29 protein-coding genes and 1 pseudogene are annotated in these 26,933 nt (G+C 55.0%); 23 read left to right on the top strand and 7 right to left on the bottom strand.

The genetic code is table 11. The features are described from left to right. The first annotated feature begins 44 nt into the window (after positions 1–44). From JCM12296_RS09605 to JCM12296_RS09580, 5 genes and pseudogenes are all read left to right on the top strand, one after another. Positions 45–1,187 (top strand): acyl-CoA dehydrogenase family protein, encoded by a 1,143-nt coding sequence (locus JCM12296_RS09605; RefSeq protein WP_054691939.1) that lies wholly within the window; start codon positions 45–47, stop codon positions 1,185–1,187. 43 nt (positions 1,188–1,230) lie between these two features. After that, positions 1,231–1,985, top strand: a pseudogene (locus JCM12296_RS09600) (3-oxoacyl-ACP reductase family protein). A 19-nt stretch (positions 1,986–2,004) separates the two neighbouring features. Further along, a complete protein-coding gene (locus tag JCM12296_RS09590) occupies positions 2,005–2,787 on the top strand; it encodes an enoyl-CoA hydratase/isomerase family protein (protein WP_054691930.1) in 783 nt (260 codons plus the stop codon). Between the two features lie 80 nt (positions 2,788–2,867). Further along, positions 2,868–4,397, top strand: a complete 1,530-nt coding sequence (locus JCM12296_RS09585) for a class I adenylate-forming enzyme family protein (RefSeq protein ID WP_172683831.1) — start codon at positions 2,868–2,870, stop codon at positions 4,395–4,397. Positions 4,398–4,443: 46 nt separating this feature from the next. Then, positions 4,444–5,634 (top strand): thiolase family protein, encoded by a 1,191-nt coding sequence (locus JCM12296_RS09580; RefSeq protein ID WP_054691924.1) that lies wholly within the window; start codon positions 4,444–4,446, stop codon positions 5,632–5,634. A 129-nt stretch (positions 5,635–5,763) separates the two neighbouring features. On the opposite strand, the gene JCM12296_RS09575 is transcribed toward JCM12296_RS09580, so the two are convergent. Together JCM12296_RS09575 and JCM12296_RS09570 are read right to left on the bottom strand one after the other, a co-directional pair. Beyond that, positions 5,764–6,351, bottom strand: a complete 588-nt coding sequence (locus JCM12296_RS09575) for a nucleotidyltransferase domain-containing protein (protein WP_054691921.1) — start codon at positions 6,349–6,351, stop codon at positions 5,764–5,766. Positions 6,352–6,385: 34 nt separating this feature from the next. Then, complete coding sequence (locus JCM12296_RS09570; RefSeq protein ID WP_054691920.1) at positions 6,386–7,009, bottom strand: hypothetical protein; 624 nt, start codon at positions 7,007–7,009, stop codon at positions 6,386–6,388. A 118-nt stretch (positions 7,010–7,127) separates the two neighbouring features. Here JCM12296_RS09570 and JCM12296_RS09565 point away from each other — a divergent pair, with 118 nt between their 5' ends. Continuing rightward, positions 7,128–8,036, top strand: a complete 909-nt coding sequence (locus JCM12296_RS09565) for a phosphate/phosphite/phosphonate ABC transporter substrate-binding protein (RefSeq protein ID WP_054691917.1) — start codon at positions 7,128–7,130, stop codon at positions 8,034–8,036. 74 nt (positions 8,037–8,110) lie between these two features. Here the strand turns inward: JCM12296_RS09565 and JCM12296_RS09560 are convergent, their stop codons facing one another. From JCM12296_RS09560 to JCM12296_RS09550, 3 genes are read right to left on the bottom strand one after another with little or no spacing between them, the layout of a single operon-like run. Further along, positions 8,111–8,605 (bottom strand): GNAT family N-acetyltransferase, encoded by a 495-nt coding sequence (locus tag JCM12296_RS09560; RefSeq protein WP_213182307.1) that lies wholly within the window; start codon positions 8,603–8,605, stop codon positions 8,111–8,113. Between the two features lie 46 nt (positions 8,606–8,651). Continuing rightward, the gene (locus JCM12296_RS09555; protein WP_213182308.1) at positions 8,652–9,188 is read right to left on the bottom strand and encodes a class I SAM-dependent methyltransferase; all 537 of its coding nucleotides are present in this window, start codon (positions 9,186–9,188) and stop codon (positions 8,652–8,654) included. A gap of 33 nt (positions 9,189–9,221) precedes the next feature. Next, positions 9,222–9,602, bottom strand: coding sequence for a hypothetical protein (locus JCM12296_RS09550; RefSeq protein ID WP_054691914.1), 381 nt, complete (start codon positions 9,600–9,602; stop codon positions 9,222–9,224). 140 nt (positions 9,603–9,742) lie between these two features. On the opposite strand from JCM12296_RS09550, the gene JCM12296_RS09545 reads away from it, so the two are divergent. The 11 genes from JCM12296_RS09545 (at position 9,743) to JCM12296_RS41580 (ending at position 18,229) form a co-directional block, all read left to right on the top strand. Beyond that, the gene (locus JCM12296_RS09545) at positions 9,743–10,756 is read left to right on the top strand and encodes a LysR substrate-binding domain-containing protein (protein WP_054691911.1); all 1,014 of its coding nucleotides are present in this window, start codon (positions 9,743–9,745) and stop codon (positions 10,754–10,756) included. Further along, positions 10,738–11,772, top strand: a complete 1,035-nt coding sequence (locus tag JCM12296_RS09540; protein WP_083456003.1) for a putative 2-aminoethylphosphonate ABC transporter substrate-binding protein — start codon at positions 10,738–10,740, stop codon at positions 11,770–11,772. The genes JCM12296_RS09545 and JCM12296_RS09540 overlap by 19 nt, the downstream gene beginning before the upstream one ends. A gap of 157 nt (positions 11,773–11,929) precedes the next feature. After that, positions 11,930–13,045 (top strand): putative 2-aminoethylphosphonate ABC transporter ATP-binding protein, encoded by a 1,116-nt coding sequence (locus JCM12296_RS09535; protein WP_054691908.1) that lies wholly within the window; start codon positions 11,930–11,932, stop codon positions 13,043–13,045. A 20-nt stretch (positions 13,046–13,065) separates the two neighbouring features. Further along, a complete protein-coding gene (locus tag JCM12296_RS41610) occupies positions 13,066–13,740 on the top strand; it encodes an ABC transporter permease subunit (protein ID WP_218188028.1) in 675 nt (224 codons plus the stop codon). Then, positions 13,713–14,825: an ABC transporter permease subunit gene (locus JCM12296_RS41605; protein WP_218188027.1), complete on the top strand. Its 1,113-nt coding sequence runs from the start codon at positions 13,713–13,715 to the stop codon at positions 14,823–14,825. Before JCM12296_RS41610 ends, JCM12296_RS41605 begins: the two co-directional genes overlap by 28 nt. 27 nt (positions 14,826–14,852) lie before the next feature. After that, positions 14,853–15,677 carry a phosphonoacetaldehyde hydrolase gene (phnX, locus tag JCM12296_RS09525; RefSeq protein ID WP_218188026.1) on the top strand — a complete coding sequence of 275 codons (825 nt, stop codon included), beginning with the start codon at positions 14,853–14,855 and terminating at the stop codon, positions 15,675–15,677. Between the two features lie 42 nt (positions 15,678–15,719). Next, on the top strand, positions 15,720–16,400 hold the full coding sequence (locus tag JCM12296_RS47285; protein WP_218188025.1) for an aminotransferase class III-fold pyridoxal phosphate-dependent enzyme: 681 nt from the start codon (positions 15,720–15,722) through the stop codon (positions 16,398–16,400). Further along, a complete protein-coding gene (locus JCM12296_RS47280) occupies positions 16,400–16,801 on the top strand; it encodes an aminotransferase class III-fold pyridoxal phosphate-dependent enzyme (protein WP_281491965.1) in 402 nt (133 codons plus the stop codon). Before JCM12296_RS47285 ends, JCM12296_RS47280 begins: the two co-directional genes overlap by 1 nt. Further along, positions 16,726–17,112 carry an aminotransferase class III-fold pyridoxal phosphate-dependent enzyme gene (locus JCM12296_RS47275; protein WP_218188023.1) on the top strand — a complete coding sequence of 129 codons (387 nt, stop codon included), beginning with the start codon at positions 16,726–16,728 and terminating at the stop codon, positions 17,110–17,112. Before JCM12296_RS47280 ends, JCM12296_RS47275 begins: the two co-directional genes overlap by 76 nt. After that, entirely contained in the window at positions 17,109–17,630 is a 522-nt protein-coding gene (locus JCM12296_RS41585; RefSeq protein ID WP_218188022.1) for a hypothetical protein, read from the top strand. Before JCM12296_RS47275 ends, JCM12296_RS41585 begins: the two co-directional genes overlap by 4 nt. Next, positions 17,534–18,229 carry a 2-aminoethylphosphonate--pyruvate transaminase gene (locus tag JCM12296_RS41580; RefSeq protein ID WP_218188021.1) on the top strand — a complete coding sequence of 232 codons (696 nt, stop codon included), beginning with the start codon at positions 17,534–17,536 and terminating at the stop codon, positions 18,227–18,229. The genes JCM12296_RS41585 and JCM12296_RS41580 overlap by 97 nt, the downstream gene beginning before the upstream one ends. Before the next feature lie 33 nt (positions 18,230–18,262). Here JCM12296_RS41580 and JCM12296_RS09510 read toward each other — a convergent pair whose 3' ends face one another. Next, entirely contained in the window at positions 18,263–20,074 is a 1,812-nt protein-coding gene (locus JCM12296_RS09510; RefSeq protein WP_054691905.1) for an EAL domain-containing protein, read from the bottom strand. Between the two features lie 238 nt (positions 20,075–20,312). On the opposite strand from JCM12296_RS09510, the gene JCM12296_RS47270 reads away from it, so the two are divergent. From JCM12296_RS47270 to JCM12296_RS09490, 4 genes are read left to right on the top strand one after another with little or no spacing between them, the layout of a single operon-like run. Continuing rightward, positions 20,313–20,894, top strand: a complete 582-nt coding sequence (locus JCM12296_RS47270) for a phosphate ABC transporter substrate-binding protein PstS (protein WP_172683830.1) — start codon at positions 20,313–20,315, stop codon at positions 20,892–20,894. Next, on the top strand, positions 20,873–21,358 hold the full coding sequence (locus tag JCM12296_RS47265; RefSeq protein ID WP_054691899.1) for a substrate-binding domain-containing protein: 486 nt from the start codon (positions 20,873–20,875) through the stop codon (positions 21,356–21,358). The genes JCM12296_RS47270 and JCM12296_RS47265 overlap by 22 nt, the downstream gene beginning before the upstream one ends. Then, on the top strand, positions 21,310–22,515 hold the full coding sequence (locus JCM12296_RS09495) for a substrate-binding periplasmic protein (RefSeq protein WP_054691896.1): 1,206 nt from the start codon (positions 21,310–21,312) through the stop codon (positions 22,513–22,515). The genes JCM12296_RS47265 and JCM12296_RS09495 overlap by 49 nt, the downstream gene beginning before the upstream one ends. Continuing rightward, on the top strand, positions 22,497–23,885 hold the full coding sequence (locus JCM12296_RS09490) for an ATP-binding protein (protein ID WP_306303998.1): 1,389 nt from the start codon (positions 22,497–22,499) through the stop codon (positions 23,883–23,885). Before JCM12296_RS09495 ends, JCM12296_RS09490 begins: the two co-directional genes overlap by 19 nt. 229 nt (positions 23,886–24,114) lie before the next feature. Here the strand turns inward: JCM12296_RS09490 and JCM12296_RS38095 are convergent, their stop codons facing one another. Continuing rightward, positions 24,115–24,489 carry a hypothetical protein gene (locus JCM12296_RS38095; protein ID WP_157067502.1) on the bottom strand — a complete coding sequence of 125 codons (375 nt, stop codon included), beginning with the start codon at positions 24,487–24,489 and terminating at the stop codon, positions 24,115–24,117. A gap of 14 nt (positions 24,490–24,503) precedes the next feature. Between JCM12296_RS38095 and JCM12296_RS09480 the strand changes: the two genes are divergently transcribed. Next, complete coding sequence (locus JCM12296_RS09480; RefSeq protein WP_054691887.1) at positions 24,504–25,781, top strand: CehA/McbA family metallohydrolase domain-containing protein; 1,278 nt, start codon at positions 24,504–24,506, stop codon at positions 25,779–25,781. 201 nt (positions 25,782–25,982) lie between these two features. Continuing rightward, positions 25,983–26,933, top strand: a 951-nt coding sequence (locus tag JCM12296_RS09475) for a fused MFS/spermidine synthase (protein ID WP_172683829.1), incomplete at its 3' end; no start/stop codon positions are given.

Below are 26,933 nucleotides of genomic sequence, written 5' to 3'. Positions count from 1 at the left end.
TAAACCAAAAACATACCGGCTGGCCGGTTTTTAAAAGAGGTAAAATGAATTTTGAATTTACCAAGGAACAAATGGAGATAAGAAAATCCGCTCGTCAATTCGCCAAAAATGAATTTCCGCAGATCGCCAAGGAAATTGATGCACAAGAGAAGTTCCCTTTCGAGTTATGGAAAAAGGCCAGTGAAGTTGGCTTTATTGGTTGTTACGTCACGGAAAAGTATGAAGGCGCAGGGTATGGCATTACGGAACACTGTTGTATCGCGGAAGAATTTTGGCGAGTCGATCCCGGTTGCGGACAGTGTTTATGCTCGGTCGCCATAGGCGCTGAAGTCATTGACCGATTTGGTAGCGAAGAACAAAAAAAAGCATTCCTTACGCCGGTGGTCACTGGTGAAAAAATCATGGGGATAGCGATTACCGAACCAAACGCCGGCAGCGATGCGTTTTCGATTACGACCGAAGCCAGAAAAGATGGTAATGAATATATCCTCAATGGCCAGAAAACATTCATTACCAATGGCAGCATTGGACACTTCCTGGTGGTCTTTTGCGTAACCGATCCGGAAGCTGAAAATTATCGCAAACGATTCAGCATGATCATCGTCGAAACCGACCGTCCGGGATTCAAATCCCAGAAGATGTCGGGAAAGCTTGGTGTTCGGGCGTCTGACACGTCGGAGGTGTGGTTTAACCAAGTACGCGTTCCTGAAGAAAACAGGATCGGTGTTGAAGGTGAGGGCGCAAAATACCTGATGGGTTTTTTCAATCGCTCACGGTTGATGGTAGCAGCGTTCGGCGTGGGACTGGCCCAGGGCGCCATGGAGCTTGGCATAAACCACATCCAACAGAGAAGACAGTTCGGAAAAAGGCTGGCCGACTTTCAGGTCAATCGAAGCAAGGTCGCTGAGATGGCAACGTTTATCGAAGCTGCAAGGTGCCTGACCTACAAAGCGACGCAGATGGCGGACAATGGGCATTACGACAAAAAATTGGTTGCCATGGCAAAATGGTTTTCCGGTTGGATAGCGGTTCGGACGGTTGATGAAGCGCTGCAAATGCATGGTGGCTATGGCTACATGGGGGAATACGATATTTCCAGATTCTACCGGGACGCCAAAATTCTGGAAATATATGAGGGCACGAAAGAAGTAGAAAAAGAAATCGTAGCAAATAGCATTCTAAAATAATTGTTAAATCTTAATTTCATGACAACAAAAAAGAGGTGAGATTATGTCGAAAAATAAAGTTTGTTTTGTCAGTGGCGCGGCAAGGGGCAAAGGCAATGGTAGAGCGATCGCATTATCTCTAGCAGAAAAGGGTTATGCTGTAGCCGTTGGAGATATTCTTTACGAAGAAGCGAAATCGGTTTCAAATGAAATAATAAGTAAAGGGTGTAAATCATGTGCAGTAAAAATAGATCTAAGCAATTTTGAATCAGTTAAAGAGGGGTTCGATACAATAACGCAAGAGCTTGGGTCCGTAGATATTTTAATAAACAATGCAGCCATTATGACAAACATGAACACCATAAGCAAAATGGCGCCACAGGCATGGGATAATGAAATTAAAGTGAACCTCTCTGGGGCGTTTTATTGTGTAAAACAAGTATTACCTTCAATGATTGAAAACAAATGGGGCCGTATCGTCAATATCTCTTCAGTAGCAGGAACAATGGGAGGCTATGGCCAGTGTTCCTACTCCTCAAGCAAGGCCGGGTTGATTGGACTTACCAAACAATTGCCCTGGAAGGTGCAGCGTTCGGTGTAACATCAAATGTGATCACATTAGGTGTTTTTGGCACCAATGCTTTCGATGATCTTAATGAAAAAGCGAAAGAAAAAATCCTTAAACGCGTTGCATTGAAAAAGGAAGGAGATCCAAAAGATGTGGCGGCTCTGGTAAATTTTCTATCTTCTGAAGACGCCAAGTATATAACTGGGGCAAATATCATGCTAACTGGCGGTTTAGATCTTTTTGTATTTTGATAAAAGCATGAGGTAAAAAATGAAAAATTTTAAATTTATCAATATTGAAATAGATACAAGCATAGCATTGGTTACCCTGAATAGACCACCGGTCAATGCATTGAATCATCAATTTGAAGAGGAAATAGATACTATTTTTGATGATCTTGATAAAATGCCGGATGTAAGGGTTGTCATTATCACCGGAGCTGGAAACAAAGCATTTATGGCGGGTGCGGATATTAAGGAAATAATCAGTTTTGATGAGAACAACGCCATCCAAATGTCTGCTGGATCCCAGAAAGTATTTAATAAAATCGAATCCTCTGAAAAAATAATAATTGCTGCAATCAACGGGTTGGCATTAGGTGGCGGATGTGAACTCTCGATTGCATGTGATATTCGGGTTGCCGATGAAACTGCCTTGTTTGGTTTTCCTGAAGTCAAATTGGGGTTGATGCCTGGCGCCGGTGGAACACAACGATTAACCAGGCTTGTAGGAGTAGGAAATGCCAAAAAAATGATACTAACCGGCAATCCAATAACAGCTCAGATTGCATATGAAATTGGCTTAATCGAACAGGTTTGCCAAAAAGGGGATTGTGTTAAAGAAGCCCAAAAGATAGCCAAACAAATCGTTAGCAATGGTCCGCTTGCAATTGTCAACTCAAAAAAAGCGATTAACAAAGGCCTTGAAACAATCTTTGAAGATGGTCTTCGCATGGAAACAAAACTCTTTTCTGATCTTTTCAATACAGAGGACAGAAAAGAAGGAATAAATGCTTTTTTAGAAAAAAGAAAACCAGAATTCAAAAACAAATAGCCTTCATTATATTTTAAAGGGAACCTCTAAATCTTAATAAAAGGTGGATTATGAATACTATTTGTACCTTAAGAACTATCTTGAAAAGAAATATTGAACATAATCCAGATAAGTTAGCATTTGTTGAGAATGATAAAAAGTATAGTTTTTTGGAATTTAGCAATAGAGTCTTTAAAATGGGCAACACATTGTTAAATATGGGCCTTAATAAAGGTGATAGAATCGCGTTATTGGCAGAAAATTGTATAGAAGCCATTGAATTTTGGCTAAACGGGCCTTGCGCGGGTTTAATTTCGGTTCCACTCAATTTTCGATTGGCACCGAGGGAAATTTTGATAACACTTTCAGACTGTCAAGCTGCCGTTTTGATCGTCCAGGAAAAGTACATCCCTTTTATAAACAAGATTAAAAGCGACCTAAAATTTGTAAAACACTTTATTTATATTGGAAATCGAGAAAATATGCCGGATGACTGGCAACACTATGAAGATTTACTTGAAAATTCGTCATCCGATATACCAAATGTCAGCATTAACGAAAATGATATTGCCGCCCTAGTTTATACAAGCGGAACGACTGGATCGCCAAAAGGAACGATAACCACCCATCGCAATCTTTATCATGCCGGAAGAGCATATAATCTGAATTTAAAGCTAACCAGAAACGAGTTCGGCATTTTGGCCGTACCGCTATTTCATATAGCCGGTGGTGCTGATGTCATGCTGAATCAGTATGGTGGAAATCCATGTGTAATAATGAACAAATGGGACGTTGTAGACTTTTTAAGCCTCGTTGAAAAATACAAAGTAACAACAGGCATGCTCATCACACCGATGGTAATTTATCTTAGTGAATACCCCGACGTTCATAAATACGACATTAGCAGTTTAAAAAGCCTCCACTTTGCCGGCGCTCCGCTTAGTGCCGCTTCATATGAAAAAGTGTTAAATAAATTCGGAAATGTATTTTATAGTTTGTTTGGTGCTACGGAAACTACTGGACCGGCGACTTTGTTACTGACGGATGATGTTGAAAAGGCCATGAGTGGGGAAGACAAGCAGAAATTAGGTTCATGCGGAAGAGCGTTTATAGACACGGAAATTCAGGTTGTCGACGAAAATGATAATATTTGTCCTCCCGGAAAGATCGGCGAAATGAGAGTTCGCGGATTGGGCATTACCAGCGGATATTGGAATAAAGACGAACAAACAAAATCGGTCTATCGAGGAGGATGGTATTATCCGCTGGACATCTGCATGAAAGACAAAGAAGGATATGTCTATGTTATTGATAGAAAAAAAGACATGATTATCTCCGGCGGCGAGAATGTATACCCAACAGAAGTCGAATCTGTTCTTTGTAATCATCCTGCTGTTAAAGAAGTTTCCGTTATCGGTCAGCCAGATCCAAAATGGGGAGAAATAGTAACCGCAGTGGTTGTAAAAACAGATGATGAAGAGGTCACCGACAATGAACTAAGGGATTACTGCAGACAATATATTGGTGGCTACAAGGTACCCAAAAAGATAATCTTTTTAAATGAATTACCAAAAAGCTCCATAGGAAAAATATTAAGATATAAGCTCAGGGAAGGGCTAAAAAGCAAGTGATTATTTTGCAAGTGGAATTACTAAACGGGCAGAAAGGAAATTAACGATGTTGACAAAAGCATTTATACCATATGGTGGCTATTATTCAACTCCATTTGCACGTTGGCAAGGCACGCTTTCCAATGAGCACTCTCTAATCCTGGGAGCAAATACAGCCAAAAGATGGTTTTCCGCAAAAAAGATCGATCCAAAGGATATCGATTATCTCATTTTAGGGGCGACGATTGGTCAAAAACAGTGGTTTTATGGTGCCCCATGGACGGCTGCCCTCATGGGTAACCCCGACATATCCGGAATGACAATCAGTCAAGCTTGCACGACTTCAGCAACATGTGTTTGGCAGGCGGCCGTCAATGTCGAAAATGGCGTTTACAACAATGTTTTTACCTTGATGGCTGATCGCACGTCAAATGGCGCACATACAGTTTGGCCGAATCCAAAAGGTCCTGGGGGTCAAGTGGAATCCGAGAACTGGATGATGGATAATTTCAATAAAGATCCTTGGGCTGGCGATGCAATGATTGTCACGGCGGAAAGAGTAGCAAAAGAGCTTGGACTTTCGAAAGAAGCGCTTGATGAAGATGCTTGGGTGAGATACTCACAATACAAAGATGCGCTTGAAAATGACAGAGAATTCCAAAAACGGTATATGTTCCCAGTCGAGGCGAATATATCAAAAAAGAAAAAAATTGTATTGGAAGAGGATGAGGGGATCTTCCTACATACCGAGGAAAGTATTAAACAGCTCAAACCCGCACTAAATGGTGGCATTATCACCTCCGCTTCCCAAACCCACCCAGCAGACGGGAATTGCGGATTGATTGTGACGACAAAAGACAATGCAAAAGATTTAAGCACGAATGCTGATATATGCATCCAAATTATTTCCTATGGCTATCACAGGGCGAAAGCGGGATATATGCCCATGGGACCGCCGCCTGCCGCAAAAAAGGCATTAGAGAACGCTAATATCAGTGTAAAAGATCTCAAGGCCATCAAAACGCATAATCCTTTTGCGACAAATGATTTGTTCATGGCAAAAGAAATGTCTATTGATGTCAGACAGTTTAATAATTACGGCAGTTCCCTGGTTTATGGTCATCCGCAAGGGCCAACTGCAGGACGTGCTATTATCGAGGGGATTGAAGAAGTTGTCCTTTTGGGTGGTGGCTATTTTCTATTTGCGGGTTGTGCGGCAGGAGATTGCGGTGTTGGGCTTGTTTTAAAGATAAGCTAACAGGCGCTGAATTTGAAAAAAAGGCTCATCGCGGATTTGTGTGAACTTTTTCCGCGATGAGCATTTACTTTGCTGAATCCAAAAACTCTTTTCCAATGAACGCCAGCGCCTTCCAGCGTGGGTTTTATTTTAGGGTACCCAGGTAACAATGCCGTCATTGGGGTTTTGTTCCTTCCAGCGCCAAAATGCTTCGACATCGCGAACACCACCTTCAATGACAGCTTGATAGATCTGAATGGACATCACCTTTCTTTCGATCGGAATGGTGTTTTTTATCCTAAGAATCGCTTCTTGCATGTCGTGGGTCAAAGCGTTGGAAATACGTTCCGCCACGTTTTCAAAATAACCGGCATAGGGCGATTCATTAAGAATATGAATCATATCAATTTGCCATGTCTTGCCATCTCGATCCTCATAAAAAGCATGCCATTCAATACATCTATCCTCGGCTTCCAGCAAATTTGAATAATTAATCGTCTTAATGCGTCTGTTCTCAGCAAGTTTGGATATTGCCAAAAAGCTATCCGCAAGCTTGAAGGGATGGGTATAGATGTGAAAATCGATATCGCGATTCTTTATCATTAAGCCGGTCTTTAAAGACCCGACCAGGTTGATGGTGGCCCCAATCGAAGACCAAATTTTTATGACATCGGTGTGTTCAATGACGGACCAGGCTTCTCTCTGCATCTTCTTTGAGGTTTCTATAATGTTTTTCATTTTACTTCTTTCAGTTCAAAATCATCGATACAAATCAGAACCAACACTTCAGCCGACCGGGTGGCGGGATCTGTTGAAGGTTTCCGAGTATGGACTTGGCTTTCATCATTTTTTCGGAATGGGACGGCTCTTCACTCACCACGACCGCGAGCCCTTCGTCAAACCATGTGGGCATGGAAGAGATGCCAAACACCCCGCCCATTTTCGCGTCCATCCTTGCCCTAAGCTCGGCATGCGACCATTCATGCGTCAGAATGGGAGTCGTCAGCCCTTTTTGAGAGATGAGTATCTTGGATGTTCCAAGAAGCAACCCACGTTGAGAAGTTCCCCCCAGACGCTTAAAAGAGGCTTGCGTAGAACATGCGAGAATATCCGGGGCGCTGATAACACCACCATAGAAATTGATGATTTTTTCTTTTGCCGCCATGGCAATGCCTGCGACTTTCTCTCTGTCCGCAGGTGACATATCGGGATTGACGAACACGTGGGGGGCAATTTTTTCCATTCCCAGAGTAGATGGCGATATCAGATAGGTTTTTGCCCGATTGACCTGCGTGCATCCACTCAAAAGCACAATAAGCATCCAAAGCCCAAGGTATTTTCGCTTCTTCATTGCACCCCTTTTTGATGACGCCTGCATGTCCGGAAGAAAGGCCATCTGCCGGAACAATAATCCAACAAGCAGGTTGTTCCGTCAAGCAATTAGGTCGTTTCATGACTTATATTTAGAGGTTTAATGTTGCTTGGAAGAATGACCGATAATAGGAATCAGGACGGTGCAAGCCTATCGCAATCGCAAATCGGTCACGGGTTGGGCAAGGTGGATTGTCACCGTCAACTTCATGGGAAGGAGAAAAATCACGATTGCCATGCAAAAAACAATTCAAACCCTGATCATCGCCTGTTGTGCTATTTTGGCGGCAAACACAGCCCATTCATTTGATATCAAAATTGCCGTCATTCAAGATAAGAAAACGGAAAGCAGCGAATATCGATTATTGAAAGCGTACCTTAACCGCAAGGGAATCAAGCCTGTCCTGTACGCATACAATAGCTACCCGCTGGCATCGAAAAATTTCCAGAATGGCGTCGTCAATATCATGTTCACCGGATCTTGCATTGCCGCATTGATGATCAAGGAAAAAATCGCGTATCCTGTGGTCCGTCCAATTGATCCGAATGGGGTCAGCACCTATTCAGCGGTGATTATCGGACCTGCCGGCACAAATGAATCAGACGGCATCCTATCCTTATTGAAAGGCAAGAAAATTGCGGCGTGCGAACTTGCGTCCAGCGGAGAGATCTTTGTTCGCGCCGACCTGTTGGCTGACGGCCAAATGGTACTGACAAAGTCACACAGCGATGCGCTTGAAAAATTGAGAAGCCATGAAGTTGACTATGCCGTCGTCAAAAATACCGTCTGGGATGCTTCAAAAAAGAAATTTCCACAACTTAAGCAGATTGGTAGCGATGCAAGACAACACCCCAATGGAACACTCATCGCGTCTTATCAGGCCGATCGAAAAAAAATCCAGGACCTGAAAAAAGCGCTGCTCGATCTTGAAGGCGACAATTCACCAGAAGCGGTCGCTTTCAGATCCGGCACAAACATACAAGGGTTTATCGATACCCGAGAAACCGATTTTCAAGATACATTTGCGCTACTCAAAAAAGCCGGGATGTGAAATGCGCGTCGATTCGTAAAAAAATGGCGTGAGAAAAAAAGCAACACCACCACGGAACGTAGATACAACCCCAGTTAACGAAGCAGAGCCATGACATAAACGTCATGATACTGCCCGTCGATCAGGCTGCCGCGACGCAAAATACCTTCAATCTCGAAACCAAAACGTTCGTAGAGCGCTTTCGCATTGATGTTGTCGGCCCGAACGTGGAGTTCGATCCGCGAAAGGCCTTTCTCCCAGGACGTATCCATCGCAGCTTGCATTAACCGCGCGCCAAGGCCTTTGTGGCGTGCGGATGGCAACAGGGCAATCCCCAGAATCCCAATATGGGCCCGCGACTCACCCATATGCGGGGAAACATCAACCCAGCCGACAATTTCACCTTCTTTGAGCACCACAAAATGCGGCGCACCCAAGCGCCGAAGCATCCGGTAGAATTCAAGCGACTGCTCCAACGGCGGAGCCTGGGTAAAAGCCAAATATTTCTTTTCGCGGGCAACGATATCGATGGCGCGGTGCAGACCGATATAGTGACTCTCAACGGCGGGTTCGATAGTGTAGTTCATCATGGTTATACCCATGCAAATGCAACGACCATCGTGACCGGGTCCCTCCCTACACATTAACGAAGGTGTAGGTTTTACGGCCCTTTCCTAAAAACCTGAACATGCCGGACCCCGTTAACCGGGAAAGCACTTGATCTTCTTTCAGGTGATGATCGCTGAAGGACAATGTGCCTGCGGGTTTAAGTACCCTGTTTAGTTCCTGCAAAACGTCCTGCGGGCAAGCAAGATCGTGGAATACATCATACAAGAGAACCGTATCCACACGATTGTCGGAAAGCCCGGTGCCGCAGTCGGATTCAATGGTCTCGATGTTTTCGATACCTTTCCTTGCGGCCATATCCTTGACACCCTGAACGGCAAGGGGGTGGATGTCCAAGGCATAGATCTTACCTGAAGGCCCCACCAAATCGGCAAGCGGCATGATATACCCACCGGGGCCGCAGCCAAAATCGAGAACGGTGAATCCGCGCTCGATGCCAGCTTCTTTTAAAACATCCAAACGAGGATTAAAGAGATCTCGAAACTTGAACATCAGCTTCATCAGTTTGAAGCTGAAGCTCGACATGGGTTTAGTTGTTTCCACCATTTCTGTTACAGTCCTCCGGCTGCAAGGCATTGGTTATCTATTTTTCAAAGCGGTCCGCTTCTCTTCGATACGCTGGATCACATCCTTGGCTACAACCAATGGCTCCAGCTTGGCTTTGGCCGAGGGGTGAGACAAAAGCTGCAAGATCTCTCTCTCGAATCCCTGGGATACAAACTCAATGATACGATCCATGACTGAATGGAAGCATTCCGCCAGAAGGTCTTCACTCTCGAAAAGACTGGAAAAGAGGCGTGTAGCCTCCTCAAGCCGTTTCAGGCGGATCAAGGCCAACAATTTTTCAACAATGGCAGCGACGTAACCAAGCACCCTGTCAGATGAGAATAGCTCGCCGAGTTTATCTAATGCAAGATCAAAACAGGGCATACTCACCAAAGATAGCCCTATAAATCCCATTTAGACCTCCCCAAGATCGGCTAAATCCGGTTAATACAAATCTAACACTTCCCTAATCATATCCCAACCATCTCGCCCTACTCTTGCACCGATCCCAGACAGGGACAGCCTTCACACTCTTTGTTAGGACTTGACCCAGCGTGAATCTGAACCAACTCAAAGCCCTGGACGCCCTGGCCCAGGCCGGAACCTTTGCCGGCGCGGCCAAGCACCTCGGCCTGACCCAACCGGCCGTTTCCATCCAATTGCGCCGGTTGCAGGAGCACCATGGCGTCAAGCTGTTCTGGCGTAACGGCGGTCAACTGGAATTCAGCAGGCTGGGAGAAAGCCTGGTGGTCAAAGCCAGGACCATCCTCGGCTTGCTGGACGACTTCGAAAAGACGCTGGCCTCCGCCGGTTCGCTGACCAGCGGAAACCTGGCCATCGGCCTGTCCTGCCACTACTTCGTCATGGACCTGTTGGCGGTCTTCATGGAGCGCTACCCCGGCATCCAGGTGAAAGCCCGCATCGGTGATTCCGCCAACCTGATCGCCGATGTGCTCGCCGGCCGCCTGGATCTTGCCGAGGTGACCGGCGAGGCGCCGGACCCGCGCCTGTTCAACCTGAACTACAGCGACCAGTCCATCGTTCTTTTCGTGGACCGCCGCCATCCGTGGGCCAAAGTGCCGTTTATCGCCGCCGAGGCACTGGACGCCCAAGCCATGGTGGCCCGTCACCCCTCCTCCATGACCCGCCAGATCTTTCAAAAACGCCTCAAGGATCGCGGGATCGCCCTACGCGTGGTCCTGGAACTGGACGCCTGGGAGGCCATGAAGGCCGCCGTGGCCGCCGGCATCGGCTTCGGGATTGCCCTGGCGGACGAATTCGTCCCCGATGAACGGCTGGTCGGTATACCGGTGAAGGGCATCGACCTTTTGGCCAAGCAGTATTTCGTCTGTCTGCCCGCGTTCGAACGCCTTCAGCCGGTGCAGGCCTTTTTCAGTGTGGTTCGCTCGGTACGGCAATTGCGCGCCGACCGGCCGTCCCATTCCATTCGCCAGACCCCGCCGGAGCGCCTCAACGACCCGGCGCCTTTTTTCCGCCATACGGCGGAACGATCCGTTTGCATTGAACCGATGATAAAGGAGAACACGCCATGCGAAAGCCCCACCTGAAACTGAGCGCCCTTGCCGGCATCCTGATGGTCCTCTTCATGCTGATCGGCGCCGCTGCCGCCAGCGCCGAGGAGCTCCTGGTCTACACGGCCCTGGAAGACGACGAGATTCCGCGCTACCTGGAGATCTTCAAAAAGGATCATCCGGGCATCGAGGTCAAGATCGTGCGCGATTCCACGGGCATTGTCACGGCCAAGCTGCTCGCCGAAAAGGACAATCCCCAGGCCGACGTGGTTTGGGGAACCGCCGCCACCAGCCTGATGCTCTGCGATCAGGCCGGCATGGTCGAACCCTACGCCCCCAAGGGGCTCGACAAGGTGCGTCCGAAGATGCGCGACGCCAATAATCCGCCTCACTGGGTGGGCATCAAGGCCTGGATGACCGGGTTCTGCGTCAACACCATCGAATGCGACGCCCTCAACCTACCGATTCCCAAGTCCTTCAACGATTTGCTCGACCCGGTCTACAAAGGCCAGTTGGCCATGCCCAATCCGGCTTCCTCGGGAACCGGTTTCCTCACCGTGTCGGCAATTCTGCAGTCCATGGGAGAAGAAAAAGGCTGGGCCTACCTGGATAAACTGCACGAGAATATCGCCCGCTACACCCACTCGGGTTCCAAGCCCTGCAAGCTGGCCGGTGCCGGTGAAGTGGCCATCGGCGTCTCCTTCGCCTACCGGGGTTTCATGCAGAAGCAAAAGGGCGAGCCGGTCCAGACAGTCTTTCCTGCCGAGGGTTCCGGCTGGGATGTGGAAGCCAACTGCCTGATCAAGAAGGCCACCATCAAACCGGCCGCCAAAACCTTTCTGGACTGGGCCATCGGTGAGGACATCATGAAGGCCTACGCCCAGGTCTACCCGGTCACGGCCTATGCCACCGGCGTACCGATCCCCGAAGGCTTCCCGGCTGATCCCGAAAACCAGCTCATCAAAAACGATTTCGACTGGGCCGCCAAGAACCGCCAGCGCATCCTGGATGAGTGGACCCGCCGCTACGACGGCAAGAGCGATCCCAAATAATATAAAGCCGCATTTCCGACGGATTCGTAAAAAGCCCGAGATCAAGGCTTGCGAATTCCGAGGAATGAGGCGTACTTTTGCGTACGCCGCAGTGACGAGGGATACGCGTAACGCCGATATCGGGCTTTTTACGAATCCGTCAAGATACGGAGCAAGCATGAACGACAAACCGACCTACCTGCAAGTGCAGAACGTCTCCAAAGTCTTCGGCCAGTTCACCGCCCTTCAGGGGATTTCCTTCTCCGCCGCGCGGGGAGAATTCATCTCCATTCTCGGCCCCAGCGGCTGCGGCAAGACGACCCTTTTACGCGTCATCGCCGGCCTGGAACGGCAGACCCGCGGGACCGTTTTCATCGAGGGCCGGGATGTTTCCGCGTTTCCCGTCTCACGCCGCAAGGTCGGCATTGTCTTCCAATCCTACGCCCTTTTCCCCAACCTGACCGCCCGTGAGAACATCGCCTATGGCCTCAAGCGCCAGGGAAAGCCCCGATCGGCGGTAAATGCCCACGTGGATGAACTGCTGGACCTGGTCGGGCTGGGCGGCATGGGCCGGAAGCACCCCGCCCAGTTGTCCGGCGGCCAGCAGCAGCGGGTCGCATTGGCGCGCGCCATCGCCGTTGCACCGGATCTTCTGCTGCTGGACGAGCCCCTCTCCGCCCTGGACGCCAAGGTGAGGCAGAAGCTGCGCGGCGAAATCCGCCAGCTTCAGCAGCGCCTGGGCATTACCACGATCATGGTCACCCACGATCAGGAAGAGGCCCTGACCATGGCCGACCGCATTCTGGTCATCGAGCAGGGCCGTCTGGCCCAGGACGGCACCCCCCACGAGATCTACGACAAGCCTGCTTCCCCCTTTGTGGCCAATTTCATCGGCACGATGAATTTCATCGAGGGCGCCACCAAGATCGACAACGGGCTTTACGGCATCGGCAATACCCGGCTGCGCATCAGCGGCGAAAACGGCAGCAGCCGCCTGCCCGCCGGCTGCCGCGTCACCCTGGCGATCCGGCCCGAGGACATTCTCCTGCAGGGCGATCCCGCCGCGCCCAATCGCTTGAACGCCCGGGTGGCCGGCATGGAGTACCGCGGCTCGCTGTTCCGCATCGATCTTTGTTTGCCGAATGCAACCCATGGTGCCGGCACGCTCACGGCCGAAGTGCCCACCCACGCCGTCCGACATCTGGCGATCACCCCGGACACAAACTTACCGGTATACCTGCCCGTCGATCGGCTGCGGGTGTATGCCAACGAAGGGGTTCAGGTAAGAATCTGACGCTCGAGCAAAACACGATCATGTCAACCATCACCGCCGAGAAACAGCTAAAACCGGGCACCTTTACCGTGGCGACCAACCTGGACCGAGAGCAATGGATCAAACGTCTTTTGATCGTCCTGGTCTGCGTCTGGCTGATGGTGGTGGTGGTTCTGCCCCTGTTCCAACTGCTGGTCAAAAGCGTTATCGACGACAGCGGCCGTTTCGTGGGGCTTGCCCACTTCATCACTTACTTCAAGACACCGGCCCTCTCCCAGGCCCTGTTCAACAGCCTCTTTGTTTCGACGGTCACCACCCTGTTCGCCGTCGGCCTCGGCTTCCCCTGGGCTTACGCCCTCACCCGCACCCGCATGCCGGCCAAGGGATTCTTCAAGGCCGTCGCCATGATGCCGCTGTTCGCGCCGACCCTGCTCAACGGCATCGCGCTGGTCTATCTCTTCGGCCGCAAGGGACTGATCACCCGGGGATTCTTCGGCGCCCTGCCCGGCATGGACATCCACGTGTACGGATCGGTGGGCATCATCATCGCCGAGGTCCTGTTCACCTTTCCCCAGGCCGTGCTGATTCTCTCCATCGCCCTGACCATGACCGACGCGCGCCTTTACGAAGCCGCCGAGTCCCTGGGCGCCGGCCGGGTGCGCAGCTTCTTCACCGTGACCCTGCCGGCGTGCGCTACGGCCTGGCCAGCGCGGTGATGGTCTGCTTCATCCTGGCCTTTACCGACTTCGGTGCCCCCAAGGTGATCGGCGGCAACACCAACATCCTGGCCACGGACATCTACAAACAGGTGATCGGCCAGCAGAACTTTACCATGGGCGCCGTGGTCAGCGTGGTGCTGCTGATTCCCACGGTGGTGGCCTTTGTCGTCGACCGCATCGTCCAGCACCGGCAGGTCTCCCAGATCGCCGCCAAATCGGTCCCCCTGGTTCCCCGGCCGCAGGCACTGCGCGACCGGCTCTACCTGGGATTCTGCGGCCTGGGCGCGGTTCTCATCCTCGGTTTTTATCTCACCGCCGTGTACGCCTCCCTGGTCAAGGTATGGCCCTACACCCTCACCCTGGGATTCTGGCATTATCACTTCTCGGGCACCGGCGGAGGCGGCTATGCCGCCTTCTTCAACAGTGTGCGCATGAGTCTCTATTCGGCCGTTTTCGGCACGGCGATCACCTTCGGCAGCGCCTATCTCATCGAGAAGACCCGTCAGATGAAGATCCTGCGCCAGGCGGCCTATTTTCTCGCCATCCTGCCCCTGGCCCTGCCCGGCCTGGTCATCGGTCTGGCGTATATCTTCTTCTTCAACGCGCCGGGTTGGCGCATCGGCGGCGTCTTTCTGCCCAACCCCCTGAATGTCATCTACGCCTCGATGGCGATTCTGGTGATCAGCAACATCGTGCACTTTTTCTCGGTCAGTTTTCTCACGGCCACCACGGCCCTCAAGCAGCTCGACCGCGAATTCGAAACCGTGTCCGAATCCATGGGCGTCGCCTTTACCCGAACGTTCATGCGCGTCACGGTGCCTGTCTGCATCCCGGCAATCCTGGAAATCGGCATGTACTACTTCGTCAATTCCATGGCCACCGTGTCTGCGGTGATCTTCCTCTACTCGGCGGATCTACCTTTGGCGTCGGTGGCCGTGGCCAACATGGACGACGCCGGCGACGTGGCCCCGGCCTGCGCCATGTCGGTGCTGATTCTGCTCACCAACCTTACCGTGCGCATCCTCTACGGTTTTCTCACACGGCGGATCAAGACCCGCAGCCAGGCCTGGGCCAACCGTTAACGCGACATCTCGAAAGGAAAATCCTCGATGACCGTTTTTTCTCCCCCTGCCCCGACCATCGGCCCGGTTCAGGCCGTGGTGCTCGACTGGGCCGGAACCACCGTCGATTACGGCTGCATGGGTCCGGCCGCCGTTTTCGTGGATGTTTTCGCCGCCTTTGATATCCAGGTGACCGTCTCCGACGCCCGCCAATTCATGGGCCTGGCCAAGAAAGACCACATCCGCCGGATGTGCGCCCTGCCCGGCGTTGTCGCCCAATGGCGGCAGCGCCACAGCCGCGTTCCCGATGAAAGCGACGTGGACCGGTTATATGCCCGTACCGAGCCGATGATGGTCGAGACCATCGTCCATCACGCCCGGCCCATCGATGGCCTGCTGCCGTTCGTCGCCGCCATGCACGAACGGGGAATCAAGATCGGCGCCTGCACCGGCTACACGGCGCCGATGATGGCCGCTCTGAGCCCCAAGGCCGCCGAATACGGCTATGTACCGGACGTTAGCGTGTGTGCCTCGGATGTCCCCCAGGGGCGTCCGCATCCCTGGATGTGCTACCAGAACGCCATGGCCCTGGGCGTTTATCCCATGGCGGCGATGGTGAAAATCGGCGATACGATCAGTGATGTGGAAGAGGGGCGCAACGCCGGCATGTGGACCGTCGGCCTGACCCAATCGGGCAATGAACTGGGACTGCCCCAAGACCTGGTGGACGCGCTGGCCCCGCAAGACCTGACGGCACGGCTGGCGGCCATCGAGGCCCGCTATCGCGGATGCCGGGGCCCATTATGTGGTCCGGGGGATTTGGGAATGCCTGGCGGTGGTCGACGCTATCAGCCGCCGCTTAGTCGAAGGTGAGCACCCGGATGCCGCCGGCGCGACAAAAAGGAGCACCGCCGCATGACGCACCCATCCGACAACCGCGCGGATGTGCCCAGCGAGGGCGACAGCAACCGCTCGAGTTATCGCCAGGCCTGGCAGTTCCGCCACATCGACCGGCAAACCCAGGCCTGGCTCGACCGCGATGCGCGCGCCTACCTGCGCCAGAGTCTCTCCACGCCTTGCCTCAATCTGCTCGATAGCTGTCAGGGAACCACCCTGACCGATCGCCAGGGCCGCGAGATCCTCGATTTTCACGGCAACAGCGTCCACCAGGTGGGCTACGGCCACCCCCGGGTGATCGCCGCCATCAAGGCGCAACTGGATCGCCTGCCCTTCTGCCCGCGGCGCTACACCAACATTCCGGCAATCGCGCTGGCCGAGAAACTGGCGGAAATCACCCCCATGCCCCTGGGCAAGGTGCTGTTGGTCCCGGGGGGCACCAGCGCGGTGGGCATGGCGCTCAAGCTGGCCCGGACAGCCACCGGCCGCTTCAAGACCATTTCCATGTGGGACAGTTTTCACGGCGCTTCCCTGGACGCCATTTCAGTGGGCGGCGAAGCGCTCTTTCGCAGCGGCATCGGGCCGCTCTTGCCCGGCTGCGTGCATGTGCCGCCGGCCGACCCGTACCGCTGCGTGTGGAATGCCAATGGTGACTGCGCCGCCTGCGATCTCAAATGCGCGGCTACATCGAATACGTGATGGAACGGGAGGGCGACATCGGCGCGGTGATCGCCGAGCCGATCCGCTGCACGGCGGTCAATCCGCCGCCACCGGGGTATTGGCAACGCGTGCGCAACGCCTGCGACCGCCACGGCGCCCTGTTGATCTTCGACGAAACCGCCGTCTGCCTGGGCCGCACGGGGCGCCTTTTTGCTTTCGCGCATGAAGGCGTGGTGCCCGACATCCTCATCCTGGGCAAGGGCCTGGGCGGCGGCGTGTTTCCCCTGGCGGCGATCGTGGCGCGCATCGATCTGGACATGGCGCCGGAAAAAGCCTCGGGCACTATACCCATGAGAAAAACCCCGTGGCCTGCGCCGCGGCCCTGGCCACCCTCGACGTCATTTTTGAGGAAGCACTTGCCACGCGGGCCGGTGCGCTAGGGGATGCGGCCATGAAGCGACTTTCCGGCTGGCAGACAAAGTCTCCCCTGATCGGGGATGTGCGCGGCCGTGGCCTGCTCTTCGGTCTGGATCTGGTGACGGACCCCGCCCGGAAAACCCCGGCCGTGGATGCGGCCGACCGCATCCTGTACGCTTGCCTTGAAATGGGACTCAGCTTCAAGGTTTCCCACGGCGGTTTTCTCACCCTGACCCCACCCCTGACGATCGGTGAAACCGAACTGGACCGCGCCCTGACGATCCTCGAATCGGTCATCGAAACCCTTGGTACGAAAGGTGCTGCAAGCGCATGAACCCAGATCAACTGCCCGACAACCCCTACCTGCTGCTCACCCCCGGCCCCTTGAGCACCACCAAGACCGTCAAGGCGGCCATGCTACGCGACTGGTGTACCTGGGACGCGGATTACAACCGGCTGGTGCAAAGCGTCCGCCACGACCTGGTGAGTCTGGCCGGCGCCCTTGACACCCACACCGCCGTCTTGATGCAGGGCAGCGGCACCTTTTGCGTGGAGGCCACCGTGACCACGGCCATCCCGCCTACGGGGAAACTGCTGGTTCTGGCCAACGGGGCCTATGGCCGGCGTATCGTCGACATCGCCCGGCGTTGCGGCATCGACCACCGGGTGATCGACAGCGGCGAACTGGCTCCGCCGGATACGCAGCGTGTGGATACCGTTCTTGCCGCCGACCCCGCCATCACCACGTGGCCGTGGTGCACTGTGAAACCACCACCGGCATGCTCAACCCGGCAGCCGAGATCGCCCGCATCGTCAAGGCCCACAGGCGCATTTTCATCCTCGACGCCATGAGTAGTTTCGGCGGCGTGCCCCTGGATGTCGCGTCGATGGGCGTGGACTACCTGATCAGCAGCGCCAACAAGTGCATTCAGGGCGTACCGGGATTCGGTTTCGTGATCGCCCGGAGAGAAATTTTGGAGCACACCCGCGGTCAGGCGCGCTCCCTGAGCCTGGATCTTTTCGACCAGTGGCAGACCATGGAGACCCACCCCGGCAAATGGCGGTTCACCTCTCCCACCCACGTGGTGCGGGCCTTTGCCCAGGCATTGGGAGAACTCGCCGTCGAGGGCGGCATCCCGGCGCGCCACAAGCGCTACGGCGACAACCAGCGCATCCTCGTGGCCGGCATGCGGGATCTGGGATTCGCCCCCCTCCTGCCCGCGGCGCTGCAATCGCCCATCATCACCGCCTTTCATTCGCCGGACCGCCCCACCTGGGATTTCAAGCGCTTTTACGCCGCGCTGAAGGAAAAAGGCTTCGTGATCTACCCGGGCAAGGTGACCCAATGCGAGACCTTCCGCATCGGCAATATCGGCGATGTGCAGGCCGGCGACATGCATCGCCTGCTGGAGGCCATGGCCGCAGTTCTGCACGAGATCGGAATCGAATAGGCGCGGTTGCCGCTGGCGCTGAATACAAAAATCTCAATCGGTCGGCGGGTTCACTTCCGGCGATTGCCAGTCGACGTGCACCAGGCTGGCCGCCGAGAGCCTGCCCGGCGATTGTTTGGCCTTTTTCTTCATACCGGCGATAAACACACCGATCTCCTCCGGCGAGTAAATCCGGTGGACATCTTTCGGAAGGTTGAGGATGACACTGCTGACCGTCATCAAGGGGAAGCATTTCAGTTGGCCGTCACGGTCCCGCGCCTGGATGCAGCCTTTGTCGAGCGCCTCTTTCGGATAAAAGCTTTCCACACTGGTCTTGAATTCCCCGGCGATGGTCCGTACGTCGCTGATGACCGTTTCCGGGGGACGACCCTTGACACCCATGAAGAAATCATCGCCGCCCACATGTCCGACGAACCGGTCGCGGCTCGGGTCAAAGGCCTTCAGCATCTCGGCGAAAAGCAGGATCACCCGGTCCCCCTGGCGAAAGCCATACTTGTCGTTATAAGCTTTGAAGTTGTCGAAGTCGAAGTAGACCAAGCTATAGTTGTCCGAGACATCGCGCAGGGCCTGGGAGATATAGGCAAAAATGCAGTTGTTCCCGGGCAGGTTGGAAAGGGGGTTCTGGTCCCGGGCCAGGGCCAATTTCTTCTCGTTGAGAATTTTCAGCATGGATTGGGCATTCAGGAAACCGGCATAGCGCATCTCCCGCGTGACCAGAATCCCCTCCAGGGGGGCATTTCCCGAAAAAAGATCCAGGATATGGTCGATGGGCATATGCACATCCATCCGGGGCACACGGGTGATGAATTCATCGATATTTTTCTTTAGGGCCTGGTTCTCCAAAACGAAACGCCCGTATCGAGAGTAGATGAAGGCCTTGATGGACGACTCGCGGATGATGCCCAGGGGTTCGCCGGCGGCGTCGACCACCGGGAAAAAGGTACGCGTGATGTGGTTCTTGAAGGCGTCCAGGATGTCGGTCATCGGTGCATCATAACGTATCGGCGGGATCGCCTCGATCTCCGATTCGAGCAGGGAGGTCTCCAAATGGCCGACCTTCCGCCGGTCACATTCGCACCATTGGGCGACAACGGCATACTGGTTCGCCAGGCGCGTGGTATCCCGCACCGGTGGCTGGATCAGTAGGCCCTTCACCAAATCGCAGCCGAGCTTCCGGCATTCATGGAATTCATCCTCCCGCCGCACGTCGTCGGCAATCACGAGGCTCCCCAGTTGATGGGCCGCGGCGACCAGACAGGTTGCGAGCATGCGCTTTTCCGCGTCACCGTCGAGCCTGTCGATGAAAAAACGATCGAGCGTGATGTATTCCGGCCGCCAATCATAGAGCAGGCGCAGTCCGGCAGCCCCTTCTCCGAATCCGCCCGCGGCAATCCGCAAGCCGTCTTGCCGCAGGCGGTGCAACCATCGCGGAATCATCGGCAGGCTGTCAATCGGCGGTTGCAAACCGATCACCACACCGGTTTTAACACAGGCCGGAATGCCGTCGTGCGTCAATACCTCAGTAAGCGCGTCGACATCCTCGTTTTCATCGGCAAGGAGGCGCGCATCCAGGTCAAAAAAAAGGACAGCCCGGGAATCCCGGGAAAGGGTGCCCAATTGCGCCATGGCCTTGCGCAGCAGCCATCCCTGGAAAAAGGCCAGGCGTCCTTCCCCATGGGCGCGGTCAAATAGGCCTGACAGAGGTTCGGAATCGGCCTGACCGGTATTTTCGATGCTGACGGCATAGCCGGGACAGGCACCGCTGTGGATATTGACGATAGGTTGAAAAGCAAGCGCCAACCGGTCCAGGAGGGACGTCCAGAATGCATCCGTCGATTTTGCCATGAAGAGACTCCGCTTTCGAATCGAATAGGGTCAGGCCAGCATCCGGAATTCGGCAAAACCAAGCCGGCGCTGGATGGCGGATCTCCGCATCCAGTGCCTGGGGTGGTAATTTGAAGGATCGATCCCTTCAAAATCAGATTTTTGTTCGAATGCCCATATTTTTTCAATGTCTAGCCAATTTCTAACATTTATCGGCCACATTGACACTCATCTGAATGATCAGCGGATAATGGGGTATATGATTCGTCGCATCTTTATCGGCTACCTGGTGGGCATATGGGGACTGGTCGGGGTCTGGATCTGGACGGCTCTCGCCGACGCCCAGGAAATCCTCAGCGGCGCCGGGGCCACTTTTCCCCGTCCGTTTTACCAGCGTTTGATCGAGGTCTATAAAAAGCGCACCGGTGTCCGTATCGATTATCGAGGTGTCGGTTCCGGCGCGGGTATCCGCCTGCTGCTGGAGAAAAAGGTCGATTTCGGCGCATCGGATATTTATCTGTCCGACGGGGAACTGGCCAAACTGCCCTCACCACTGCTGCACATTCCCACCTGCATCGGCGCCGTGGCCATCATCACCCATTTGCCGGGCAACCCGACCCTGAATCTGGATCCGGCGCTTCTGGCCGATATCTTCATGGGGCGAATCACCCGGTGGTCGGCCAAGCCCATCCGCGCCATCAATAGCGGGGTGATACCGGCAAAGCTGACCATCCGCGTGGTGCATCGGGCGGACAGCAGCGGGACGAACTACATCCTGACCGATTATCTTTCCAAAACCAGCCGGTGTGGCGGACGTCCGTGGGCCGTGGCAAACGCGTGAACTGGCCGGTGGGAATGGGGACCTCGGGAAATGCCGGGGTCGCCGCGATGGTCGCCCGGATCCCCGGCAGCATCGGTTACGTATCCCTGAACTATGCCGAAGCCCAGGGCCTGGCGGTGGCCGCGATCCGCAATCAGTCCGGCCGCTATATTAAGCCGACGCCGCAAACGGTCTCCCAGGCGGCCCAGATTCCCTTGCCCGACGATGCCAGAATGCTGATATCCGATACCGCCGTGCCCGATGGATACCCCATCAGCGCCTTCACCTATATTCTGGTCTACCAAGAGCAGGCCTACGGCCAACGCACGCATGCAAAATCCGATATGCTGGTCGATTTTTTGCGGTTCATTGTCCATGACGGGCAGCCCTTTGCTGCCGAACTGTCCTACGCTCCCCTACCCGACGAGGCGATCCAATGTGCCGAGCGAACCATCCGGTCCATCATCTATACGGCCCCACCCTGAATCGACCGTCCGAACGCCGCCGGAACGGATGGCGGTTTGCCGGACGTCTGATTTCCGCTTTGGGCATCGTCATGCTGGTCCTTTTCGCCACCGACAAAGGGACGGCCAACAATCAAACCCTTGTACGCGTGTTCGATGCCACGCGGTCGATGGCACCCGATTGCAGCCAGGTTTGGCATCTGGTGCTCGACGCCGTCGCCGAAAAGGAGAACTGGTCCATCCAATACACCTCGGGAACATTGACGGAAGGTCAGGCACGTTTGGCCGACGGTCGTGTCGATCTTCTCACGGGCGTGCCGAACCTGCCTTGCAATCCGCGACAGCAAGTGATCTCCCAGGAGAGTGTGCTTTCCACATGGTCCCAAATTTATACCCACCCGTCCATTTCGGTTCAGTCGATTCTGGATCTCAATCGTCATACCGTCGGCATCCCGGAGCAAAATGCCCAGGGCGTCACCGCCCGTAAAATGCTGGACGGCCTGGGACTCGACATCCAGTTGGTCGAATTCAAAACCGGCCGGGAGATGCTCGCGGCTCTCGACAAAAGGTGGATCGATGCCGCCGTGGTCGACCGGCTTTATAGTGCCGTTCAACTGAAGCACTCCCAACTCATCCAGACGGCGATCCTCTTTCCGCCGACCGACTATCGTTTCGCCGCCCGATCGGCGCTCCGGGAACGACTACTCAACCCCATCGACTACCACCTGCGGCGCATGAAGGCCGATCCGACCTCGGCCTACCACCGCCACCTGAATGCCCTTTTTGACAATCGGACGGAGCTGCGCATCCTCGGCTACCTCAAATTGGGGCTGCTGGTTACCGCCATCGGCCTTCTGGGCGCCTTCGTGCACGTCACCATCCTGCGACACCGCATCCGATCGCGGACTTTCGAGCTGGCCCGCCGGAACACCGACCTCAAGGCCGAACTCAAGCGGCGGCACAAGGCCGAGGAGGCCCAGGCCGACAGCGAGTGCCGGTTGCGAGAAATGTTCGACGCCTGCCGACGCTCCGAGGAGAAATACCGGCTGCTGGTGGAAAACGCCCATGATCTCATCGTGGTCATTCAAAAGCAGATGATTACCTTCGCCAATCCGAGCGCCAACGGGTTTTCGGATACGCGGAAGCCGATCTTCGACAGATTCCTTTCTCTTCCCTGATCGATCCCGAAGACCGGCAAGCCGTGATGGGCGTTCAGCACCCCGTTAACCGGAAATCACCGCCATCCTATCCGACCGTTCGGGCGCACACCAAACGGGGCGAGCGTTGCTGGCTGCAAATGCATTCGGTGCCCATCGATTGGGAAGGCAAACCCGCGGAGTTGTGCCTGATGCGTGACGTGACCACTTCCAAGCGGATGGAGGCGCAGCTCTATCAGGCGCAGAAGATACAGGCGATTGGCACTTTGGCCGGCGGCGTGGCCCACGACTTCAACAACATCCTGGCCGCCATTCTGGGAAACACCGAATTATGCAAGTTAAAAATCGCTCCGGAAAACGGCCTGAACCATAACCTGGACCAGATCTTCAGTGCCGGCCAGCGGGCCAAGGCATTGATCAACCAAATCCTCACCTTCAGCCGGCAAAAAGAGAAAGACCAGCAACCCATCGAAATCCGTTACGGCATCAAGGAAGCGTTGAAGCTGCTGCAGGCCACCCTACCGTCGACCATCGAGATCCGGGACAACATCCATAAACAGCCCAGCATCGTGGTTGCCGACCAGACCCAGATCCACCAGATCGTCATGAATGTTTGCACCAACGCCGCTCACGCCATGCAGGAAAGGGGCGGGATCCTGAAAATCGGATTGACCAATATCGACTTGACGGCTCCGCTCGCCGGAACGGTCGCCAAGCTGGAACCGGGTGCCTATGCGGTCATCACGGTCACCGACAACGGCATCGGCATGTCGCCGGAAACGCGCGAATGCATCTTCGACCCCTATTTCACCACCAAGCCCCAGGGCAAGGGCACCGGCCTGGGTCTGTCCATGGTTCATGGGATCGTCCGGGCATTGGGCGGCAGCATCAATGTCCACAGCGAACCCGGCGTGGGCAGCACCTTCGAGATCTATCTTCCCCGTACCGGCCAGCCTTCCGTCGTGGCGGTTTCGGCGCAACAGCCCATACCCGGCGGGCACGAGCGCATTCTCCTGGTTGACGACGAGGCCATGCTGGTCGACATGACGTCGGAACTGCTGCTGCAGTTGGGATACCAGGTCGTCGGTCGGACCAGCAGCCTCGAAGCCCTGCAGGTTTTCCGGACGGATCCCCAACACTTCGACCTGGTGGTCACCGACCAGACCATGCCCAACATGACCGGCAAGGAACTGGCCAGCCGGGTCATGGCCACCCGCCCGGACCTGCCGGTGGTCATTTGCACCGGCTTCAGTCAAGCCATCGACGAGGAGGAGGCGCTCTCTTTGGGTATCCGGGCCTTTGTCAAAAAACCGATTCTGCGCAACGAGCTTGCCGCGGCCGTACGCTTTGCTCTGGATGGTTGCTGTGAGGCGGTTAGAGCCCAGGCCTAACAAGTTCATGCCCATACCGGATGGGATATCAATAGCATCAATTCCTTCTTTCAATCGGTTCTAACCAAACATTAAACCAACCCTAACACCATTTTAACACCCCGCCATTAAGGTGCCCCCCATGGTTCGTCGGCTTCACGCATCCCCCGTTGGTTTGCGCTCAGGCACGATGGTATCTCGTTCAATTCTATTCGTTTTTCACAAGGAGCAATCGATGAAGAAGCAGCAGTCAAGTGGCAGGAAAATGAAGAAAATGGTGCTGGGCACGGTGTTGTCCGCTTCGCTTTGCCTGGCCGGCGCGGTGCCGTCGCTGGCCGGTCACGATCCCGGCCCGCAGCCGTTTTTTGCCGGTCATCATCACGGTTATCATGCCCCCGAGGGGCAGTGGCTCTCCGGTGATTTCCACCAGCACACCTATTACACCGACGGGGCCACCCCTTTTGACTTCGTCATGGAAAAAAACAACGAATTCGGTCTGGACTGGTGGGCCAACTCCGAGCATGGCGGCGAGAGAAACCGGGACGGGAACGGCAATTACTGGGACGACGAGACGGTTTACTCCAAAAACCCGATTTTGGGAGATTTTGAGGACTCCGGCGGTCATCAGGAAATGTGGCGTTGGCAGAGCTACGGGACTTCGCTTACCCCGACATCCTGGAAAGCCGCGCCACTTACGCGGACAGACAAATCTTCTCGGGACTCGAATGGAACGTTCCGGACCACGAGCACTGCAGCGTCGGTGTGGTCTCCGAAAGCACGGGTCCGTTGGCCATCAGCGCCTTTGAGTTCCAGTTCGATGATTCGGACGACGATACCTCAAGGGAAGGAGAATGGACCCCCTATGGCGTGCTGGCCAAACAAAACGAAACCAATGCGGACAGCATCGCGGCCTGCAGCTGGATGCAGGAACAGTATGACAACGGTCTGATCGACAACGCCTGGATCATCTTCGCCCACATCGAACGCCATGGTGCCTGGAGCACCGGCGGCTACGACATCGAAAACTTCCGTGATTACAACAATGCGGCACCGGATATCTGTTTCGGTTTTGAAGGCGCCCCCGGGCATCAAGCCAATCACAACCGCGGTGGTTTCGGCTCTGGGGCTTCCGGCGGCGGCACCTATGGCGGTGTCGGCTACTATTCGGCGACCGTCGGCGGACTCTGGGACGCCCTTTTGGGTGAAGGCCGCCACTGGTTCAACTACGCCAACTCAGACTATCACAGGCATCATTCCGTCGGCGGTGATGACTTCTACCCCGGCGAGTACCAGAAAACCTACGTTTACGCCATTGACAGCGATGGTGACGGCGAATACTCGCGCAACGAAATCGCCAACGGCCTGCGCTCCGGAAACGCCTACTTCGTATTCGGCGACCTGATCAACGCCCTGACGTTCAACGTCACCGACAAGCGCAACAACCAGGCGGTCATGGGCGAAGACATGCATATCAAGGATCGTGGCTGGCAAAAACAACCGGTAACGGTCACCATCAAGTTCAAGAGCCCGGAGACCAACAATAACACGGATGCCGTGGCGGTTGATCATATCGATTTGATCGCCGGCAAAATCACCGGCAAGATCGATCCCGACAGTGCGGATTATACCAACGCGACCAACGCCACCACCCAGGTCATCGCCACCTTCACATCCAAGGACTGGAAAACGGACCGTGAAGGGTATAACGTGATCACCTACCGCATCAACCATCTGGAGAGTGACACCTACTTCCGCCTGCGGGGCAGCAACCTGGCCGCCGGCACCGCGAATGAACTCGACGCCGATGGCAATCCGCTGCTGGACACCGAGGCCGACAATCTTGGCCTGGACGGCGCCGCCGAAGCCTGGGCCGATCTGTGGTTCTACTCCAACCCCATTTTCGTCTATCTGGATTAAGCCACCGATCGGACGTTATTCGATCCGTCCAATCTAAAATAAGAAAGGGGGAGATGATTGCATCTCCCCTTTTCCCGTTCACTTCGCGAGTAAAACCATGCTTAACGCACTGCCCTATCTGTTGATGGTGCTTTCGGGTTTCGCCGGCCTGGGTTACGAAATGGTCTGGGTCCGTGCCCTCTCGGCCGGCCTGGGGCAGAGATGATCTCGGTGCTGGCCGTTATCGCCGCCTTTTTCATCGGCACCGCCATCGGCGCCCGGCTGCTGGAAGCCCCGTTGTGCACCCGCCGGGATCCCCGCCGCGGCTATGCCTTGCTGGAACTGGCCATCGGGGCCTGGGCCCTAATGCTCGTTCATCTGATCCCCTGGGTCGCTGCCCTGGGCGCCCGTCTGATGGGCGTCTCCCCGCCACCGGCTTTGCAATGGGGCGTCACCTTTCTGCTGCCCCTGATCCTTTTACTGCCGGCCACCCTGGCCATGGGGGCGACCCTGCCGGCCATGGTCGCCATCGCCACGCGCATCAACCGGTCGGATCGGAATATCGGTGGATTGTACGGCGCCAATACGCTGGGGGCCGTGGCCGGGACCCTGGCGGCAACCTTCTGGATCGTGCCGGCCGTGGGTTTCAGCCATACCCAGTACCTCCTGGCCCTGGCCAACCTGGCTTGCGCCCTGGGCGTCTTCGGGCTCTCAATAAAGATGCCGGCCAAAGCGCCGGTGGTCGTATCCCGACGGCCGTTTGAAAGCGCCCCGGCCAGACGGCTTCTGCTTACCCTGTTTCTCACCGGCCTGCTGGGCATCGGCTACGAAGTCCTCACCGTGCGCGTCCTCAGCCAGGTGCTGGAAAACACGGTATTCAGCTATGCCATCCTCTTATCGATCTATCTTTTCGGCACCGCCGCCGGCGCGGTCGGCTACCAGTTTTTTCTCTCCAGGCGTCGCTTCACAGCAACCCTTGGCGGCCTGCTGGTGGCCCAGGCCCTGACCTGTATTACCGGCATGGGGTCGCTTTGGCAGAGCACCGCTGTTTATACCGCCCTGGGCCGCATGGGTATCCGTTGGGCCGAGGCCGGCGTGGCCTTGGCCGCCTTCCTGCCGCCAACCCTGGTCATGGGGGCCCTGTTCAGCCATCTGACCCAGGCGGCGAAACAG

Source organism: Desulfosarcina cetonica JCM 12296 (genome assembly GCF_001311845.1).
GTDB lineage: Bacteria > Desulfobacterota > Desulfobacteria > Desulfobacterales > Desulfosarcinaceae > Desulfosarcina > Desulfosarcina cetonica.
Note: the sequence above shows the minus strand (reverse complement) of the source record. Positions and strands in the feature narration are given on the sequence as shown.

Bases quoted from the DNA above. Each gene is read 5' to 3' on its own strand.
- JCM12296_RS09605 (WP_054691939.1), top strand. From the start codon at position 45: ATGAATTTTGAATTTACCAAGGAACAAATGGAGATAAGAAAATCCGCT.
- JCM12296_RS09590 (WP_054691930.1), top strand. From the start codon at position 2,005: ATGAAAAATTTTAAATTTATCAATATTGAAATAGATACAAGCATAGCA.
- JCM12296_RS09580 (WP_054691924.1), top strand. From the start codon at position 4,444: ATGTTGACAAAAGCATTTATACCATATGGTGGCTATTATTCAACTCCA.
- JCM12296_RS09575 (WP_054691921.1), bottom strand. From the start codon at position 6,351: ATGAAAAACATTATAGAAACCTCAAAGAAGATGCAGAGAGAAGCCTGG.
- JCM12296_RS09570 (WP_054691920.1), bottom strand. From the start codon at position 7,009: ATGGCCTTTCTTCCGGACATGCAGGCGTCATCAAAAAGGGGTGCAATG.
- JCM12296_RS09560 (WP_213182307.1), bottom strand. From the start codon at position 8,605: ATGATGAACTACACTATCGAACCCGCCGTTGAGAGTCACTATATCGGT.
- JCM12296_RS09555 (WP_213182308.1), bottom strand. From the start codon at position 9,188: ATGGTGGAAACAACTAAACCCATGTCGAGCTTCAGCTTCAAACTGATG.
- JCM12296_RS09550 (WP_054691914.1), bottom strand. From the start codon at position 9,602: ATGGGATTTATAGGGCTATCTTTGGTGAGTATGCCCTGTTTTGATCTT.
- JCM12296_RS09540 (WP_083456003.1), top strand. From the start codon at position 10,738: ATGCGAAAGCCCCACCTGAAACTGAGCGCCCTTGCCGGCATCCTGATG.
- JCM12296_RS09535 (WP_054691908.1), top strand. From the start codon at position 11,930: ATGAACGACAAACCGACCTACCTGCAAGTGCAGAACGTCTCCAAAGTC.
- JCM12296_RS41610 (WP_218188028.1), top strand. From the start codon at position 13,066: ATGTCAACCATCACCGCCGAGAAACAGCTAAAACCGGGCACCTTTACC.
- phnX (WP_218188026.1), top strand. From the start codon at position 14,853: ATGACCGTTTTTTCTCCCCCTGCCCCGACCATCGGCCCGGTTCAGGCC.
- JCM12296_RS47285 (WP_218188025.1), top strand. From the start codon at position 15,720: ATGACGCACCCATCCGACAACCGCGCGGATGTGCCCAGCGAGGGCGAC.
- JCM12296_RS47280 (WP_281491965.1), top strand. From the start codon at position 16,400: ATGGAACGGGAGGGCGACATCGGCGCGGTGATCGCCGAGCCGATCCGC.
- JCM12296_RS41585 (WP_218188022.1), top strand. From the start codon at position 17,109: ATGAACCCAGATCAACTGCCCGACAACCCCTACCTGCTGCTCACCCCC.
- JCM12296_RS09510 (WP_054691905.1), bottom strand. From the start codon at position 20,074: ATGGCAAAATCGACGGATGCATTCTGGACGTCCCTCCTGGACCGGTTG.
- JCM12296_RS47270 (WP_172683830.1), top strand. From the start codon at position 20,313: ATGATTCGTCGCATCTTTATCGGCTACCTGGTGGGCATATGGGGACTG.
- JCM12296_RS09495 (WP_054691896.1), top strand. From the start codon at position 21,310: ATGTGCCGAGCGAACCATCCGGTCCATCATCTATACGGCCCCACCCTG.
- JCM12296_RS38095 (WP_157067502.1), bottom strand. From the start codon at position 24,489: ATGACCGCCGGAGTCCTCAAAATCTCCCAAAATCGGGTTTTTGGAGTA.